The sequence below is a fragment of the Nocardia fodinahabitans genome (assembly GCF_052983615.1).
Window position 1 is genome coordinate 784,207 of record NZ_JBRJJC010000001.1, and the last position, 14,802, is coordinate 799,008.

Genomic DNA, 14,802 nt, shown 5'->3' on the forward strand with positions numbered 1-14,802 from the left:
GATCAGTCACCTCCTTCGGCGATCAGCTGGGATTCGAGTCGGCCCATCCGGGCCCGGCGACGGTCCTCCCGCATCTGCACGTGCGGGTAGACGGGGCGGGCGGCGCGCGGCGCGCCCGCCGGATCGGCCTTGGCCGTGAGCCAGACGAGCTGCGCGAGACGGTCTTCCATCGCCGCGAGCCGGGACTCGAGAAGTCCGAAGCCCTCGATCGGCAGCTCGGCCGCGTCGCTGTTGTCGGCCGCGGCGAGTGCCTCGGCGACGTCGGGGTCTTGCAGGAGGGCGGCGCCGTAGGCGGTGCCGGGGCGGGACCGGATCCGGTCGGCGTACTCGAAGAGGTCCCGCCAGTCGCGATCGCCGCGCAGCCACTCGTTGAGGTCCAGGCGCAGGAGGCTCTGCAGGTCCCAGCGCAGCGCGGCCCCGTAGCCTCCTACGAGGTCGACGAGGCCGGAGTACCCCCCGGCACATCACCGGCGCCCTGGCCGAGGAAGTGGTCCTGGATCGACAGGAACAGCCCGTACAGCAGCGAGGAAGCATCCGGCAGCGGGTTGAAGGCGGCGAGCACCCGGGCCAGATCCTGATACCCCAGTGCGGCGAAGAGGAAGCCGGAGACGTCACTGCTCCGCGCCGCGATGTCGAGGGCGACCTGCCCAGCCACCGAGTCCGGCCAGCGCACGATCAGGGGCGGATCGAAGCCGGGCACCTCGTAGGGCGGGACCTCGACCTGGGTCAGCTGTCGGCCGCCTGCGCGGGCGCGCAGCTCCTCGAAGGCGACGACCTTCTGCTCGATGGTCTTGCGCGGCGTGGTCCGCTTCGCGGCGGGCTTGCGCTGAGTGGGGGGCATGGTGATCTCTCCTGGCTCCTGGTGGTCCTGGTGAAGGTGCTGTCCCGCGCCGCACCAGGAACGGCGCGGGACAGCGATCGGGGTCGCCGAATCAGGCGACGGTGATGGCGGCGGTGTCGGTGAGCGCGCCGAGGGTGGCGGTGATCGTCGCCGCCGCACCGACGGCCACGCCGGTGACGCGGCCCGAGGCCGACACGGTGGCGCGGGCCGCGTTGGAGGTGCCGTAGGTGCACTCCGCGGTCCGGTCGAAACCGTTGTTGTCGATGACCAGCAGCTGCGCCTGCTCACCGACTGCCAGGGTCGCGGTGGCGGGGGTGACGTTGATCGAGGTCGCCGCGGCCGCGAAGCCCGCGTCCTGGGCGATCGCGTCGAAGCCCGCGCCGGCGACGCCGAAGTCGTACATGCCGCCCTCGGTGCCCCAGTCCGCGTCGTCGAAGATCGTCAGCGTGGCGGGCAGGCCGAGCTCCTTCCCCTGCTCACCGGCCATCGCGCCGCGCTTGCTGACGCTGACCTTCGGGTACATGAAGTACGGGTACAGCGAGCCGACGCCCTCGTCCTGGGCGATGAGGATGGCGCTGTAGTAGCGCACACGCAGCGAGCTGGTCTTCGTCGCACGGAAGCCCTTACCGGGCAAGGCGGGAGTCGTCGACAGATCGACGTTGTGCCACAACTCGAGGTTGCCCTTGCGCCACTCCTGCGCGAAGTAGTCGACGGTCATGCCCTCGCCGGTCAGCATCGTGCGCCGCGGCGAAGACGAGCCGTAGCCGTCGATGTTGCTGGTCTGGGTGTCCGGAGACAGAGAGACACCGGCCGCCTTCTGCAGCTCGCCACTGGTCCACCACCCGGCGGGCAGAGTCTGCAGGACGCCGCTGGAGTCGCAGAGGTCGGCGGGCATGTACGGGGCGCCAGGGGCCCAGGTGTGGAGCAGGACCAGCCAGTCCTGCGCCGACATCACCAAGCTGTCGTTCTTGTCCTTCAGGGCGCGAAATGTGGTGGCGGCCATGACCGCTCCTTTCGTGGGCACGCCGATCGCCCCGCCGGATCAGGCGGGGTGTGGCGAGAGGTGATCAGAGAGGGAGGGATTCGCGGATAGCCGCGTAATCCGGCAGATGCCGGTCCCGCCGGCACTCCACGCGGAAGGTCGTCCAGACCATCCGAAAATCGGGGTTGAGCTCAGGGATCTGCTGCGGGCCGACCATCTCGGCGATCGAGGTGATCGTGTTGACCTCGCCGTCCGCGCGGCGCACCTTCCCGCCGTGATCGAAGGAGAGCAGGATCTGGCGCAGGTACTCGAGCACCGCCCCGCTGTCGGCGCGGGTGGATGCGATGACCGCGACCTGCATTGCGGCCGCGTCCCAGAGACCGTCAGCGCCGAGACCACCGCGGTAGACGCGCACCACTGGGATGCCGTCGTCGACCATGCTGCTGTAGTTGTCGGGTAGCCAAGTGCACGCCAGGCCAGCCGGGGTGCACAGGTCCAGGTACTTCTGGATGAGGTCGAGCATGAGCAGCTCGCGGTCCGGGTAGCCGCCCTCGTACCAGTCCGGGAAATCGACCGTCATGACAGGCCGCCCAACATGGTCAGCGCCTGATTCAGATCTCGGAAGCCAGCGACGATCCGGGTATCGCCGTCGTCGTAGCCGAACTCGTGCGACGCCGCGTACGGTGCGCCGGTGCCGACGAGCACGGTCGCTTCCCACCGATCGCCCTTGATGCCGCCGACGTGCGTCTCGATGCGGGTCGACCGCGCCAGGCGGCCAGTACGCTTCGCGACGATCTCGCGATAGAGAGCCTCGACCAGCTCGGCCTTCTCTCGCATGAGTGCCCGCATCTCTGGGGACTTCATCAGGCCCAGCACCCCGTAGTTCGTGTACGCGGGGATGTCGTGCTCCATCAGCTCACCCCTTTCACGCGGGCGACCTTGTAGCCGGGGTCCCATCCGGTCATCGGATGAACGTGGTCCCACTGCGGGGCGGCGACGAGCGCCCACACGGTGCCGTCGGCCAGGCGCACACGGTCATTGGCGAGCAGATCCTCACCGCGGGGAACCGCGACATAGCCGTACACCGTCGAGGTGTCACGGCGGTAGTCGTCACCCGCGATCGACTCCGGCCAGAAGACCGCGTCGTCGATCGTGTGGTGAACGGTGAGGTTTCTGTCACCGACGCGGTCGCCGGGACCGCGCAGTACCTCGATGGTCTGGCCGAAGGCGATGCCGATGGACTCCATCACAGGCCGGGACTTTCCATTGAGACGGCGCCGGATGTGTTCACGCCGAGCAGGGTGAGGATGGCGTCGCGCTCGGCGCTGTAGACGTACAGGTTGCCGTCCGGGTTGCGGTAGCTGATCTGGGCCGTGAACGGCCCCATCACCTGCTGTGCCTGACCCACGCCGTCGCCGGCGGAAGTCATGGCCCGCTTCACCATCGCGCACGACAGGATGAGCAGACCTTCAGCGAGCTCGGGATCGTCGGCCGCCAGGGCTGTCAGGTTGCCGAACTCGCTGAACCATGTCCTGAGCCACCACGCCGAGTCATCGAGCAGCACCTCGGCGCGATCCAGCTCCGCCTGATTGAGGACGCGCCAGCGTTTGACGAGGTCATCGGTGGTGGCGAAGGCCATCAGGACTCCCGGCCAGCCTGGATGGCGGCGAGGATGTCGGCCTTCTTCGTCGCGTCGCCGAGGTCGATCTCCTTGGCGGCGGCGTATTCCTGCAGGCGCGGGACGGTCCAGGCATCCGAGGGCTCGGCGTCCGAGTCCTGCACGACCACATCCGGATCCCCGATCTCGATGTCGTCGACATGCGGGATTTCCGGGTCCATCAAGTCCGCGATGTCCAGCAGGGCGGTGCTCGACGTCGGCGTCGCCAGGACGTTGAGCCGATCGAACCGCTCGAGCTGATCCTCGTGAACCTTCACGACCGCACCCGCCGTGGCGGTCCGGTAGGCGCCGCGCTCGTCGATGTAGGACATCAGCCCTACGACGACGGTGCGGCTGTTGCTCGCGGTCATGCCGCGAGCCCCGTGACCTTGAGGACGTTGTACGGGTTGGTCACCGCGAACAACGGCCGGACCGAGGACTGGACCCAGGTCGACTCGATGCCCTGCTCGCGCCAGGTCTCGGTGGTCAACGGCTTCTCCAGCCGCATCTGGCCGACCTGGCCTTCGACGACCACGTACGCCTCACCGGCGGCGACTCGGTTGGTCGAGACCAGCTCGACGCCGTTGGCCGCCAGCACGGCCGCGGCCTTGTCGCCGTAGATGACGTGGAAGTTGTAGTACTCCTGCGGGTTGACGAACCACAGGTCGAAGCGGCCGCCGAGCTCGAAGGTGTCGGCCTTGAGCTGGGTCTTGGCGAAGTCGGCCGCCGGGAGCGCGGCGTTGTTCGTGGTGGTGAGTGTCAGCGCGGCGGCGTCAGCCCAGGAGGTGCCCACGATCTGCACATCCGGACCGACTGCGGCGATCGACGCATCCAGGGTCGCGATCGCCCGGCGGTGGATACCACGGTTGATCGTGAATCCGAGCTTCGTCGACTGCTGCTGCAGCAGGGTCGGGTCGTTGCGGTCGCGCGCCTCGTCGGAGACGTCGAACTTGCCACCGAACTTTTCGACGACGGCGAGCTTGGGCTCGGGCCGCGCTGTGGTGACGATCGGGAACTCGCCGCCGGGCTCGACGTTCTGGATGTCGCGCTCGGTGTAGAGGTCGTTCGCCATCAGCTGCGAGTACAGCAGCGCACCACCGGAGACGCCGCCCGCGCCGGCGAAAACGCGGTCGGCCCAGAAGTTCTGGAGGGTGATGTCGGACAGGTACTGCGTGATCCGATCCGGCTCCTTGAGCATCAGATCGACGGTGATCAGGTTGCCGTTGAGCGTGGGCGCGGCGAGGGGGTACTGCGGTGCGACAGGTGTGCCAACCATGACCTATCCCCTTTCTCAGTAGAGGTCGACGAGGACGTCGGCGTTGTTGGTTCCTGCGCTCACGGCCTGACCTACGGCCTTGCCGCTCGCGAGGGTGACGGCCTTGCCGCTCGCCCCGACCTCGACCTCGGCGCCGACGGCGATGGTTCCGCCTGCGGTGACCGGGACGATGCCCTTCTTGCGCACCAGCACTCGAGCGCCGGATGCCGCATCGCGCGCGGCGACACCGAACGCGCGGGCCGCTGCCGTGGCGGTCGCGGCCTTGAGCTGGCCGTAGGTGTCGGGAGCTGCGGAGATTCCGACGAAGGTCTTGCCGGTCACGTTGCCGGTCAGCAGGACGGTGACGTCCTTGCCGGGCTGGAACAGCGGGGTGCATTCGTTGGCCATGTTCCGTCCTTTCTAGGTACGGGCCCGGCGCGGCTTGGGTCGCCACGACTCGGGGTATGAGGTGTCCGGCGCTGCCGGTGGGGTGGGCGAGGCGCCAGGCCTCAACGACTCGACCGGCCGATCGCTCGGCGGCGGCGGGGTCGCGGCTGTGGTGGTGGCGAAGCGCGCCTGATAGCGCGCGCCCTTCGCTTCCATCTCTTCTCGGGAGCCGGTCCCAAGGAAGTCCAGGTCCTCGTCCGGGACGCCGTACGTCTTGGCGACGACTTCTCGGATGAGTTCCTTGTTCGCCTTCTCGACCTCGGCGGCGCGCTCGGTCGCGCGCTCGAGGTCGGTCTTGGCCGCCTCTTCCGCCGCTTCGTGCGCCTTGATGATCGGCTCGGCTTCGCCGTACTTCTTGCGCCAGGACTTGTTCTCCTCGCGCAGCTCGGCGATCACCTTCGTGGCCTCTTCGGGAGTCCAGTCGGTCTTCACCTGGCGAGGCTCGGCGGCCGGCGCGGCGGCAGCTACGTCCGCCGGAGTGGGCACAGGCGGGGCCTGGGCCGGGGCCGCCGGGGCTGCAGGCTCCTGGATTACCGGTGCCGCCTCAGGCTGCTGCGGAGGAATCGGCTGTGTCATCTGGTGCCCTCCTGGGGCGTCGAGCCGCCTCCAGGGCGGCTGGTGGGTGTTCCTTCACCGCGGCGGCGAACGCACGCAGCTGCTCGTCCTCGTCGGTGAGGCCTGCGGTCGACTCGGCCCACAGCCGGTCGTATTCGTCCTCCAGCTCCGGATGGCGCTGGATGCGGCGCCAACTCCGGTTAAAGGCGCGCGTGGTGTCGTCACCGTGCGCGGCGCTCGCGGCGACCCACATCCGGCGCAGCCGCTCGAATTCCTCGCGCCCAGCCCAGTCCTGGCCTTCGCGCACCAGCACGGCGTCGCAGTCGCAATGGTCGTGATACCGCTCGCCGAGCTCACGCGAGCCGCGGGTGCGGCCGCGCCGATCACCGACCACCGACAGCGCCGATTTGTCCGATCGATACACCGGCCCCCTCGACGCGAGCATCGCGCAGAAGGCACAGTTCTCGGCGCCGGACAGCACTCGCGCCCAACCGATCTCGTCGGCCGACGAGTTCGCCGTCTCGACGATGGTCTCGCGGTCGACCTGCCGGATGTGCCGCTCGACGGTCGCGGTCACCCGCTCGGTGACCGTGCGCACGACAACGGGGTCACGCCGGTTGTCGTCGGTGACCACGACCCGCGATCGGGCAGCGGACCGGCTACGCGGGTCGAGATCGTTGGCCGCGACCCGCACCTGCACTCGCGGCCGTGGCTGCTGCGCGGGCGCGGTGACGCGGACACGGGCCCGACGCTCCGCGGTACGCTCCGGCGTCCGCTCCGGAGCGGGCTCGGTCGTCGACTCGGGATCGGCGGCCGGGCTGGTCTGCGGATCCACTCGCTCGAGCGGGACCTCGTCCCGACGCCCGGGGCGCACATACGGCTCGGCGTCGGTGGCGCGTTCGATCGCGGCCACCAGCGCCGAGGGACGATAGGGCGCCATGGGTGCTGGCCGCAGGCCTTCGGCGCGCAGCTGCGCCGAGGTTCGGGCGTAGGCCTCGCGGCGCATCTGCTCGACGGTCGGATGCAGCCGCCGGGCCAGTGCCCACCGCTGATCGCGGGTCGTCGGCACCCCGTAGGTGGTCATGTACCGCACGATCAGCCGTGCGACCTGCGCGGCCCACACCGTCAGCGCGGTCGGCTCGATCACCGACTACTCCGGCGGGAATCCGGGAACGTCGGGGACCTCGTTCCGATCGCGCTGCATATCGAGAGCCCGATCGACCTTGGTCTTGGTCCATCCCGGTATATCCGACCACAGCATCTCCGGCGGGATCTCCAGCATCGTCGCGAGCTTGCCGAGGCCGTCGATCGTCTGCGCGAAGCTGCGCGCGGTGGCGTCGGCCCACTTCACCTCGCTGGCGAAATCCGATGCCGACGCGGCGTCGCCGGTGATGTGTGCACAGGTGCGCAGCAGCTGCTCGTGCGACTCACCGAGGGAGGTCTCGAGCTCGCCGGACTTGCGACCTCGACCCGCCTCCAGGCCGGCCAATGCGGCCTCGGACAGGTTGGCGATTCCCGAGGCGCCCATCGACTGCGGCGGCGCCTGCGCGATCGCGGACAGGTCGCCGATCGCCGATGCCTTGGACTCGGTGTAGTTCTTGAGGTCGGTCGCGTTGAGCTCGCCGACCTTCACGTCCTTGTCGCCGAAAGTCCAGGTGTTGTTGACGGCCATCTTCAGCGCATCGGACTCACTCTTCGGCGTCCAGCCGACGATGTAGCGCAGCTTGAAGGCGCTGTAGTACTGGGCGACCATCATCGCGAAGGTGGTTTCGTCGATGCGGCCCTGGATCGTCAGCAGCGGCTCGATGATGCCGAAGGTCTCTTCGCCGTCGAGCAGCATTCGGTCCTGGTAGCGCACCACCGGGCACACACCGACGCCGTGCGCTCGCCCCTCGATGTACTCGAAGTTGCCCACCGCCAGGTAGCTCGGGTCTTTCCAGCCGAGCGCGGACTGCGGGACCTGCTTCACGCCGATGAAGTGGACGGCCTGCTCGTCGTAGAGCCGGATCATCGGCCCCTTCATCTCCAGCGCCATGATCGGCCAGTCGTCATCGACCGGGCCGCCGCTGCGCGGGTCCCATTCCAGCGGTTCGCCGTAGAGCGCGGTCATCTGCCGGGGGCTCACACCGCGGATCACCGCGGCTGGCGCGCTGTCGTCGCCCGCTGTGAGCGACGGCAGGACCGTGGCATAGCTGACGCCGTACTGCAGCGCGGTGCGGTGAATGCCGGTCTGCCGGGCATCCATCCGGTTGCGCTGCCACCACGTCCACGGCGCCGCGGTCGTCTGCCCACCGGAGGCCAGGTAGTTGTCCACCTTCAGGCCCTGGCCGAAGATGTCCAAGATCAGCGGCAGGAAGTTCGTCTGAGACTTCCGCGCCATCCTGATGATCGCGTCCTTGACGCCCTCGCTGACGTTGCTCACGCCGAGCGATTGCAGCGCGAACGCCTCAGTCCAGGGACGCATCGCAGTGTCGATCGCGTCGAGGCGCGGAGCCTCGAAAGCGCGCGGGCCCTGCAACATATCGCGGGCGGCATCGACGGCCTGATTCTTGTTCACGCCACCCCTCTCATGTCAGAAGAAAACCGCTTCGCCGGTCGGCTCGTAGCGGTCTACCTGTAGCCATTGCCAGCGCATGAGCCGTGCGCCGACGGAGCCGACCGCGGCGTCGACCTTCTTGGCCGACTCCCTGTGTTCCTTGCCGATGCCGACGCCGTACTTGTTCGGCCGGCGCCGAGCGTTGTAGATGTGCTGTGCATGGCGGCGGTCGCCGCTGTGCCGGAATGCCCGATCGTTGACGTCGGCCAGGAATCGGCCGGTCGCCTCGACGAACAGCTTCTGGTGCCGGATCCAGCGCATATCCCAGATCACCGCGTGCCGGAAGTCGCCGGTCGTCACCGCGGGCAGCTGCCACTCCTGCAGCTTCTGCCACTCGTCGCAGTAGGACTCCCAGAACCGTTCGCCGGTCTCGTCATCGCGAGCGTCGGACGGGTCCCACCACAGGCCGAGTACGTTCCAGTACTCGACGGCGTCGCGAACGGTGCGGTCGACGGCGTCGCGGTCGACGATCCATCGCTCCTTGGAGTCCATCCCGACCGGCCGCTGCCAGATTCCGACCAGCCAGACGTTGCCGGTGTCGAGGTCGCAGCCGATCAGCACGGTGGCGTCGTCGGATTTCGATCCATCGCCGAACAGGAATACCCGCGCGCCCTTCGCGGGTCGGAAACCCTTGTCGGCCAGGATGTCCCAGCTTTGGCGCTGCATCCACGCGTCTGCGGCGGCCTGCTTCTGGTTGTACCACTTGCGACGAGACTCGCTCGGCGCATTGGCCGTGTTCAAGATCGACTTCACGATGCGGCCAGTCGGCCGCGTATCCAGCCAGACCGAGTCGCCCCTGATCGCATTCAGCACGGCAGGCGCAGCCTCGGCCGTCAGCGGCGCTTCAGGCGGTGCCTCCAGCGAGTCGTAGAGCAGGCCGAAATCCATTGCCCTGGCGTTCTCGCCGAGGGTCGCCTCGTAAGCGTCACTGACCCGCTCCCCCACCGAGTCCTCACCCGGTCGGCAGGCGTTGCAGATGTCGAGCATCCGCGCCGGGGCGTCTACCTCGGACTTCGCGGCGTTGCCCTCCAGGGCGCCGGCCATTTCATGGCCGCCGTTCGACGAATTCCAGTTCTGGGTCTCGGACCGGATCACCAGCGTCGGACGGCCGCCCTCGACCGAGAGGTAGTTGCTTGTCACCGCCTCGATCTGGCGGGAATCGCCGCAGCCATAGACGTTGAGCTTGCCGATCTGGATCCCGTATCGGGCGCGCGTCTCCGCGGGCACCAACGACGGAAACAGCTTCATCGTGTTCTTCGTCTGCGGCTGGCTGACCGCGATGATCTGCACCCAGGCGTTCGGTTCCTCACGGCCGACCGGGCGGTCGCCGTCCCAATGGTCGAAGACCACCTCGGCGAAGCAGGCCGCCATCGCAAAGCACGCCGCGATCGGGTCCTTGCCCCAGCCCTTCAAGCGCTGCAAGACCACCGAGTGGTACACGAAATCGCCTGCTTCATCGACAGCGAAGAACCACAGGACAAAGCGGGTCTGCTCTGGCGTGAACTGCCAGGGCCTGCCCTTCTTGTCGCGCAGCCACTTCCCGCACCACGCCAGGACTCGCCACCCGAGCGACCGCTCCGGCAACAACCACCCGTTGTCCCACTGCCAGACCGGGCCGATCTTGACCGGCTCGTACTCGAGATCGGGCGGCGGCACCGCGTCCTCGAGCTGCTCCTCGTACCAGCGGATGATCTCCGCGAACTCGGACTCAGCAGTCTTGATGAGGGCTGGGCCAGCGCTACGCGCTACGGCCACGAGTGGCCCAGCGGGCATTGGCCGCCGCGCGGGCCGCGGTGCTTCGGTTCTCCTTCTCGGCCTCGCCGCCGTCGGCGTCGGGGAGCTTGAGCTGGCGCAGCAGCGCGGCCAGGGTGGCGCGGTGCTGGCGCAGCTCGGTGACGATCGGGTGCACGACCATCTGCCCCATCGAGCCGGGGATCATCAGCGCGTCTTTGCCGAGTGCGAGCTCGAGCGCGTCGATCAGGTCGACCTCGCGGCCAGCCTCGCGCAGGACGCGCAGCTCGTCCGGACGCAGCTGCCATTGTCCGACGATGTCGTTCCACAGCTTGCGGCCGCCGGGCTTGAGGCCGGACGGGGGTGCGGGCTTCTTCGATGCCATGTGACCTCCAGGGTCGAGACCGTCGCCTGGACGGCTGGCTGGGCAGGTTGCTCGGCGTGCGCCGGAAAAGCAGGGGCGAGCCGCACGCATGGTGGGAGGTGCTATGCGCTCCGCCAGATCTGGCCGGGGCGACCGGGGTGCACCCCACCCTGTCGCGGGGCCTGGCTGGCTCGCTGTGGCCCGCTGCTGGCCCGGGTGGCCTCGATCGACCCTCGGCGGCGGCTGGTCGCTGCCCTGGTCGACCTCGCCCTACTTGGGACAAACCGCAGGTCAGACGGTATGATGGTGGGGTGACTCTGTCCTGCCAGGTGTGCGGCCGACCCTTCGAGTGGTCGGGCCGCGGCCCTCGTCCGGCCGTGTGTGGTCAGCGATGCCGCAAGCGCAGGCAGCGGATGCCGGAGCAGGTGCCGCCCGCCCTCACCGCCCTGCCCCGATGGACCAGGCGCGACGGCAAGCGACCCGTACAGCTGTCAGGCAAGCCCGCGTCGAGCACCGACCCGAGCACCTGGACCACGCATGAGCGTGTGGCGCAGCGCGATCACGGGGTGATGCTGGGCGAGGGACTGGCGTGCTGGGACCTCGACGGGGTGATCGACGAGGACGGGCACCTGCATCCCGACGCGGCCGCGGTGCTGCGCGAGGTCGGGACGCGGGCGCTGTGGGTCGAGCGGAGCCTGTCCGGCCGCGGCCTGCACGTGTTCGTGCGGGGCGAGGAGGGGCCCGCTCGGGTGGGTGAGCGGGTGAGCTACTACTCGTGGGGCAGGTTCATCGCGGTGACCGGCGATCGGTACGCGGCCTAGCGGATCAGGCCGGGGTGATCCTCGACGGGCAGCAGGCCGGCCGCTCGCTGTCGCGCGCGAGCCTCTGCCGCTTCAGTCTGGGTCTTGACGTCGTGGCACGGGATGCACAGCACTCGCAGGTTCGCTGGGTCGTTGGTGCCGCCGAGGCTGACCGGAGTGATGTGGTCGACTGGGTGGCCAGCGTTGCCGCACAACTGGCAGGTGTGGTTGTCACGGCTGCGGATCTCATTGGCCAGGGCGGTCGGGACACCGCGGTATCGGTCGGGCTCGGTCGACCAGGTCACGGCCAGCGATTCCATCCGGCTATGCGGATGAGCAGCTGGACGGCCGCATCGACGAGACGATCGAGCCAATCGGGCATCAGATGTCCACCGTGCTGTGGATGATCGGCCCGCGCTCATCGATGCCGCAGCCGTCGGCGTGACGGCAGGCGAGCCGCACGGCCAGGGCGACGGCTTCGACAGGATCGACCCCGACCTTGGTCGAGGTGTGCAGGCTGCCGAGGGCGACCTCAGTGCCGCTGCCGATCGCCATGATCGCGGGGTGTGGGCGAACCGCGGTGTGGGCGAAGATCCACCACAGATGATGGCGCCAGGCCAGCAGCAGGCTGCCGTCCAGGCTCCCAGCTCCGTGGTCGCCGGCCGGACGCAGCACCGGCGGGGTGACTGCCGCGGCGCCGTCGGTGATGGCCTCGGCCATGGTGTTTGCCCAGCGGTCTGCACCCGCATCGTTGTTGGGGTGAGGCGTTCCGCCGACACTCAGCCCGCGGACCGCGACGGTCCGGAGGGCCGCGTCACCCGATGCGGCGATCAGCACCCGGTCGCCGTTCGGCGCATACAGGGTGTCGATCTTGGCGCCGACGGTCATGATGCCGGTGCTGCCGTAGCTGGTGCGGGTGTCGCATCCCAGGATGACGCGGTCGTCGGTAGCGATAGCCGCGATCACCGTCACGCGAAGGCCTCGGCGAACGAGAACGGCGTCGAATCCTTGACCCACGCGATCTGCATGACCCGCACCTGGCAGTGCTCGCACTCCGCGCATCCGCCGGTCCGAGCGGTCTTGAGCACCTGCCACTCGTGGAGTCGGCCGACCCAGCGGAGGCCGCCCTCGTCGACGGTGAGGAAGGTTTGTGCGTCGGCGCGCAGCTGGACGGCCAGCTCGTGGTCGGCAGGCAGTGTCGCTGTGTACGTCTCGCCGGTGAGCGCGCCGCTGCCGGGCGGAAGCGGGAGCATGTAGGTCCAGTCACGGTCCCAGACACGCACCAGGCGCTGCGGTGTGGTCATGATTCCGACCTCAGTCGCCGGGAACCAGACGTGCTGCTGCACCTCGGCCGCACCGTGCCCGCCAGCGCCGATGGTGATCGGTCCGATGTCGCTCATGACAGCGACTCCGTCACGACAACGTCATCGGCCACTCCGCCGCCACCACCGCCGACGTGGCCGGGAGTGCACGCCGAGCAGTAGTACGCCGAGCTGGCGTAGAGCTCGGCAGCAAGCTCGGTCCGGATTTCACTCGATGCGGGGGTCGGGAAGTGCTGACACGGAGCGGCCATGCCTACCACGACCACATCCCGATCGGCGCGGTGTACACGAGCGGCTGCTCGAGCGTGCGGATCGGCCGATGCAGCAGGCAGGCGAGCAGGTCGGTGAGGTTCATTCGGCACCGCCGGTGGTAGCAGCTGCGACGCAGGCCGCAGCAGCGTCGTCAGCCAGCGGAGCGAGGATCTCGTACATCGCGCGCCCGGAGATGCCGAGTGCAGCGCCGATGGTGGCCGAGGCGGTGAACACCGCGTCGAGGAATCCCTCACGGATCACGTCGGCGGATGGCGCGATGTCGGTAGCGGGATTCCACACGACGCTGCCCGTCGCGGGGTCGACGCTCACGCTCTCGGTGGTCCGCACGGTCACGCGAAGACCTCGCGCAGGACGGCGACGGCGATGCGGCCGAGCAGCTCCCACGGGACCAGGGCGGCGATGGCGGAGGCGGTGTTCAGCATGACGTGCTCCTTCGAGTGGCTCAGCCAAACTTTGGTTGAGTTTGGCTGTCGTTTGGCCCTGGGTGCGACCAGCAGTTTCGCCGCACCGTCCTGGGGTTTTCCATGGGTCTCCGACGGGATTCGAACCCGTGTTTCCGCGGAGGGGCTGTTCGCTTGCCGGGGACCGTCGTCCTCGGGGCCGGTCTCGCACCGTGCACGCGCGGCGTCTTAGGCCACTGGACTACTGGAGACACGAGGTGGCCGCACCATGCCCGTAGCGCGAGCGCGGGGGTTGACCGCTAGGGCCGGTGCGACGTTGAGCAGCGCGCAGCGTGGCCCCCCGCGGTGAGTCTCCGAGGCGGGGTTGCAGCACCGGCGTGTGAGCGCGGGAAGTGGTGCGTTGGGCTGCTTGCCGGGCATGACTCCGGGTTGACGCGCTGTGGTGCCGGAGGCGGGACTCGAACCCGCGACCTCTGCGGTATGAGCGCAGCGAGCTACCGAGCTGCTCTACTCCGGTACAACTCGACCCCGCCAGCCGCAGACTGACGGGGTCGAGGATTTGGCGCAGGGGGGGATGCGCCGAAACGCGAACGAGGAGCAGGCCGGTGGCCTACTCCTCGCACACTTTAGAGACTACAGCAGACGTAACGTGTCAACTAGCGGACGCGCCGCGGCCGCACTTAGGCAGGCGCAGCCTCGTCCTGGGGATGCTCGATTTGGAAGTCAATCGCCTTCACCTTGTCCAGGCCACCGATTGGCATGAACCCCGGAGGGAACCCGAAGGTCCGAAGATCATCGGCCAGCGCCGTTCGGAGGTATCCGAAAAGGTAGTCAAAGCCGTAGTCTCGCAGGAACTCTGAAGCTTCCTGATCGGGCGGTGCAGCAGAGTCCCCACCGAGAATGAACACCGCCTGTGCCTCGAAGACGGCTTCGTAACGTCGGGTTTCAACGCTGATAAGCGCACGAAGCTCAACAGCGGGGGCATTGTCGAACTTGGCTTGCCGCGTGATTGCGGGCGCGAATGACGCCTCGAAGTTGTCCGCCTTGTCCGGCTCGACCTTGCGAGGGTCGACGCGAACCACGGAACGACGAAGCCACATGACATTGATACCGGTTACCCGGTCTGCGAGCGTCACCGGTAGGTCACCCGAAAGTCGGCGCTGGACGGGCCGACCCAGCTCGGATCCATGTCTGCGATTGGGGCGAGCAGCTCCCCTGAGACGCTGGCATTCGCGCGATACGAGACTTCCTCCCAGGGGTACGTCTGCACGCGGAAGACACCCATCACAGCCTTTGCGTAGCGGCGAATGGTGGACATCGTCGGGTTGGTCCCACCACTTTCGAAACGCGACACTGCGGACTGGTCAACGCCCATCCGATCGGCCACATCAGCAAGCGACATACCTCGCCGCTGACGGATGGCCCGCAACCCAAGGACGAGGTTGAGCTGCTCATCAGCAACTATCGCGCCGACACGATCACGATCTGTCGGTGCTCCGATCCCAGGAAAGAACTCCATGCTTGCCATCTCCTCTCGCAAGTCCAGGGTGCCTTACCGATCGCCTCCCCGCATGCGCT

The 14,802-nt window shown here is 68.3% G+C and carries 22 protein-coding genes and 2 tRNA genes; 1 reads left to right on the forward strand and 23 read right to left on the reverse strand.

Annotation, left to right across the window (positions count from 1 at the left end; translation table 11 throughout):
* Window positions 1-2 precede the first annotated feature (2 nt).
* The 15 genes from NV348_RS03710 to NV348_RS03780 all read right to left on the reverse strand — a co-directional run bounded on the left by NV348_RS03710 (window position 3) and on the right by NV348_RS03780 (window position 10,449).
* Window positions 3-170 (reverse strand): hypothetical protein, encoded by a 168-nt coding sequence (locus NV348_RS03710; protein WP_447145703.1) that lies wholly within the window; start codon window positions 168-170, stop codon window positions 3-5.
* Between the two features lie 257 nt (window positions 171-427).
* Window positions 428-841 carry a hypothetical protein gene (locus NV348_RS03715; RefSeq protein ID WP_447145704.1) on the reverse strand — a complete coding sequence of 138 codons (414 nt, stop codon included), beginning with the start codon at window positions 839-841 and terminating at the stop codon, window positions 428-430.
* A gap of 91 nt (window positions 842-932) precedes the next feature.
* Window positions 933-1,844: an Ig-like domain-containing protein gene (locus tag NV348_RS03720; RefSeq protein ID WP_447145705.1), complete on the reverse strand. Its 912-nt coding sequence runs from the start codon at window positions 1,842-1,844 to the stop codon at window positions 933-935.
* A 64-nt stretch (window positions 1,845-1,908) separates the two neighbouring features.
* The gene (locus NV348_RS03725) at window positions 1,909-2,403 is read right to left on the reverse strand and encodes a phage tail termination protein (RefSeq protein WP_447145706.1); all 495 of its coding nucleotides are present in this window, start codon (window positions 2,401-2,403) and stop codon (window positions 1,909-1,911) included.
* Window positions 2,400-2,735, reverse strand: a complete 336-nt coding sequence (locus tag NV348_RS03730; protein WP_447145707.1) for a phage virion morphogenesis protein — start codon at window positions 2,733-2,735, stop codon at window positions 2,400-2,402. Before NV348_RS03730 ends, NV348_RS03725 begins: the two co-directional genes overlap by 4 nt.
* Window positions 2,735-3,073 carry a hypothetical protein gene (locus NV348_RS03735; protein WP_447145708.1) on the reverse strand — a complete coding sequence of 113 codons (339 nt, stop codon included), beginning with the start codon at window positions 3,071-3,073 and terminating at the stop codon, window positions 2,735-2,737. The genes NV348_RS03730 and NV348_RS03735 overlap by 1 nt, the downstream gene beginning before the upstream one ends.
* On the reverse strand, window positions 3,070-3,462 hold the full coding sequence (locus NV348_RS03740; protein ID WP_447145709.1) for a Gp19/Gp15/Gp42 family protein: 393 nt from the start codon (window positions 3,460-3,462) through the stop codon (window positions 3,070-3,072). The genes NV348_RS03735 and NV348_RS03740 overlap by 4 nt, the downstream gene beginning before the upstream one ends.
* Window positions 3,462-3,851 carry a hypothetical protein gene (locus NV348_RS03745; protein ID WP_447145710.1) on the reverse strand — a complete coding sequence of 130 codons (390 nt, stop codon included), beginning with the start codon at window positions 3,849-3,851 and terminating at the stop codon, window positions 3,462-3,464. The genes NV348_RS03740 and NV348_RS03745 overlap by 1 nt, the downstream gene beginning before the upstream one ends.
* On the reverse strand, window positions 3,848-4,756 hold the full coding sequence (locus NV348_RS03750) for a major capsid protein (protein ID WP_447145711.1): 909 nt from the start codon (window positions 4,754-4,756) through the stop codon (window positions 3,848-3,850). The genes NV348_RS03745 and NV348_RS03750 overlap by 4 nt, the downstream gene beginning before the upstream one ends.
* A gap of 15 nt (window positions 4,757-4,771) precedes the next feature.
* A complete protein-coding gene (locus tag NV348_RS03755; protein WP_447145712.1) occupies window positions 4,772-5,143 on the reverse strand; it encodes a capsid cement protein in 372 nt (123 codons plus the stop codon).
* A 12-nt stretch (window positions 5,144-5,155) separates the two neighbouring features.
* On the reverse strand, window positions 5,156-5,614 hold the full coding sequence (locus tag NV348_RS03760) for a hypothetical protein (RefSeq protein WP_447145713.1): 459 nt from the start codon (window positions 5,612-5,614) through the stop codon (window positions 5,156-5,158).
* Between the two features lie 112 nt (window positions 5,615-5,726).
* On the reverse strand, window positions 5,727-6,884 hold the full coding sequence (locus tag NV348_RS03765) for a VG15 protein (protein ID WP_447145714.1): 1,158 nt from the start codon (window positions 6,882-6,884) through the stop codon (window positions 5,727-5,729).
* A gap of 3 nt (window positions 6,885-6,887) precedes the next feature.
* Window positions 6,888-8,294 (reverse strand): phage portal protein, encoded by a 1,407-nt coding sequence (locus tag NV348_RS03770; RefSeq protein WP_447145715.1) that lies wholly within the window; start codon window positions 8,292-8,294, stop codon window positions 6,888-6,890.
* Window positions 8,295-8,309: 15 nt separating this feature from the next.
* The gene (locus tag NV348_RS03775; protein WP_447145716.1) at window positions 8,310-10,088 is read right to left on the reverse strand and encodes a hypothetical protein; all 1,779 of its coding nucleotides are present in this window, start codon (window positions 10,086-10,088) and stop codon (window positions 8,310-8,312) included.
* A complete protein-coding gene (locus tag NV348_RS03780) occupies window positions 10,072-10,449 on the reverse strand; it encodes a hypothetical protein (RefSeq protein ID WP_447145717.1) in 378 nt (125 codons plus the stop codon). The genes NV348_RS03775 and NV348_RS03780 overlap by 17 nt, the downstream gene beginning before the upstream one ends.
* A gap of 290 nt (window positions 10,450-10,739) precedes the next feature.
* Here NV348_RS03780 and NV348_RS03785 point away from each other — a divergent pair, with 290 nt between their 5' ends.
* Window positions 10,740-11,249, forward strand: a complete 510-nt coding sequence (locus NV348_RS03785; RefSeq protein WP_447145718.1) for a hypothetical protein — start codon at window positions 10,740-10,742, stop codon at window positions 11,247-11,249.
* Here NV348_RS03785 and NV348_RS03790 read toward each other — a convergent pair.
* The 8 genes from NV348_RS03790 to NV348_RS03825 form a co-directional block, all read right to left on the reverse strand.
* Window positions 11,246-11,533 (reverse strand): HNH endonuclease, encoded by a 288-nt coding sequence (locus tag NV348_RS03790; RefSeq protein ID WP_447145719.1) that lies wholly within the window; start codon window positions 11,531-11,533, stop codon window positions 11,246-11,248. The genes NV348_RS03785 and NV348_RS03790 overlap by 4 nt on opposite strands.
* A 76-nt stretch (window positions 11,534-11,609) precedes the next feature.
* The gene (locus tag NV348_RS03795) at window positions 11,610-12,200 is read right to left on the reverse strand and encodes an Ntn hydrolase family protein (RefSeq protein WP_447145720.1); all 591 of its coding nucleotides are present in this window, start codon (window positions 12,198-12,200) and stop codon (window positions 11,610-11,612) included.
* Window positions 12,197-12,628: a hypothetical protein gene (locus tag NV348_RS03800; protein ID WP_447145721.1), complete on the reverse strand. Its 432-nt coding sequence runs from the start codon at window positions 12,626-12,628 to the stop codon at window positions 12,197-12,199. The genes NV348_RS03795 and NV348_RS03800 overlap by 4 nt, the downstream gene beginning before the upstream one ends.
* Window positions 12,629-12,901: 273 nt before the next feature.
* Window positions 12,902-13,156: a hypothetical protein gene (locus NV348_RS03805; protein WP_447145722.1), complete on the reverse strand. Its 255-nt coding sequence runs from the start codon at window positions 13,154-13,156 to the stop codon at window positions 12,902-12,904.
* 194 nt (window positions 13,157-13,350) lie between these two features.
* Window positions 13,351-13,476 (reverse strand) — tRNA-OTHER (locus NV348_RS03810).
* 188 nt (window positions 13,477-13,664) lie between these two features.
* Window positions 13,665-13,741 (reverse strand) — tRNA-Met (locus NV348_RS03815).
* Between the two features lie 163 nt (window positions 13,742-13,904).
* The gene (locus tag NV348_RS03820; protein WP_447145723.1) at window positions 13,905-14,360 is read right to left on the reverse strand and encodes a hypothetical protein; all 456 of its coding nucleotides are present in this window, start codon (window positions 14,358-14,360) and stop codon (window positions 13,905-13,907) included.
* Window positions 14,357-14,743, reverse strand: a complete 387-nt coding sequence (locus NV348_RS03825) for a helix-turn-helix domain-containing protein (protein WP_447145724.1) — start codon at window positions 14,741-14,743, stop codon at window positions 14,357-14,359. The genes NV348_RS03820 and NV348_RS03825 overlap by 4 nt, the downstream gene beginning before the upstream one ends.
* Window positions 14,744-14,802: the final 59 nt, after the last annotated feature.

Bases quoted from the DNA above. Each gene is read 5' to 3' on its own strand.
- NV348_RS03755 (WP_447145712.1), bottom strand. From the start codon at position 5,143: ATGGCCAACGAATGCACCCCGCTGTTCCAGCCCGGCAAGGACGTCACC.
- NV348_RS03745 (WP_447145710.1), bottom strand. From the start codon at position 3,851: ATGACCGCGAGCAACAGCCGCACCGTCGTCGTAGGGCTGATGTCCTAC.
- NV348_RS03730 (WP_447145707.1), bottom strand. From the start codon at position 2,735: ATGGAGCACGACATCCCCGCGTACACGAACTACGGGGTGCTGGGCCTG.
- NV348_RS03725 (WP_447145706.1), bottom strand. From the start codon at position 2,403: ATGACGGTCGATTTCCCGGACTGGTACGAGGGCGGCTACCCGGACCGC.
- NV348_RS03750 (WP_447145711.1), bottom strand. From the start codon at position 4,756: ATGGTTGGCACACCTGTCGCACCGCAGTACCCCCTCGCCGCGCCCACG.
- NV348_RS03780 (WP_447145717.1), bottom strand. From the start codon at position 10,449: ATGGCATCGAAGAAGCCCGCACCCCCGTCCGGCCTCAAGCCCGGCGGC.
- NV348_RS03800 (WP_447145721.1), bottom strand. From the start codon at position 12,628: ATGAGCGACATCGGACCGATCACCATCGGCGCTGGCGGGCACGGTGCG.
- NV348_RS03710 (WP_447145703.1), bottom strand. From the start codon at position 170: ATGGAAGACCGTCTCGCGCAGCTCGTCTGGCTCACGGCCAAGGCCGAT.
- NV348_RS03720 (WP_447145705.1), bottom strand. From the start codon at position 1,844: ATGGCCGCCACCACATTTCGCGCCCTGAAGGACAAGAACGACAGCTTG.
- NV348_RS03740 (WP_447145709.1), bottom strand. From the start codon at position 3,462: ATGGCCTTCGCCACCACCGATGACCTCGTCAAACGCTGGCGCGTCCTC.
- NV348_RS03825 (WP_447145724.1), bottom strand. From the start codon at position 14,743: ATGGAGTTCTTTCCTGGGATCGGAGCACCGACAGATCGTGATCGTGTC.
- NV348_RS03715 (WP_447145704.1), bottom strand. From the start codon at position 841: ATGCCCCCCACTCAGCGCAAGCCCGCCGCGAAGCGGACCACGCCGCGC.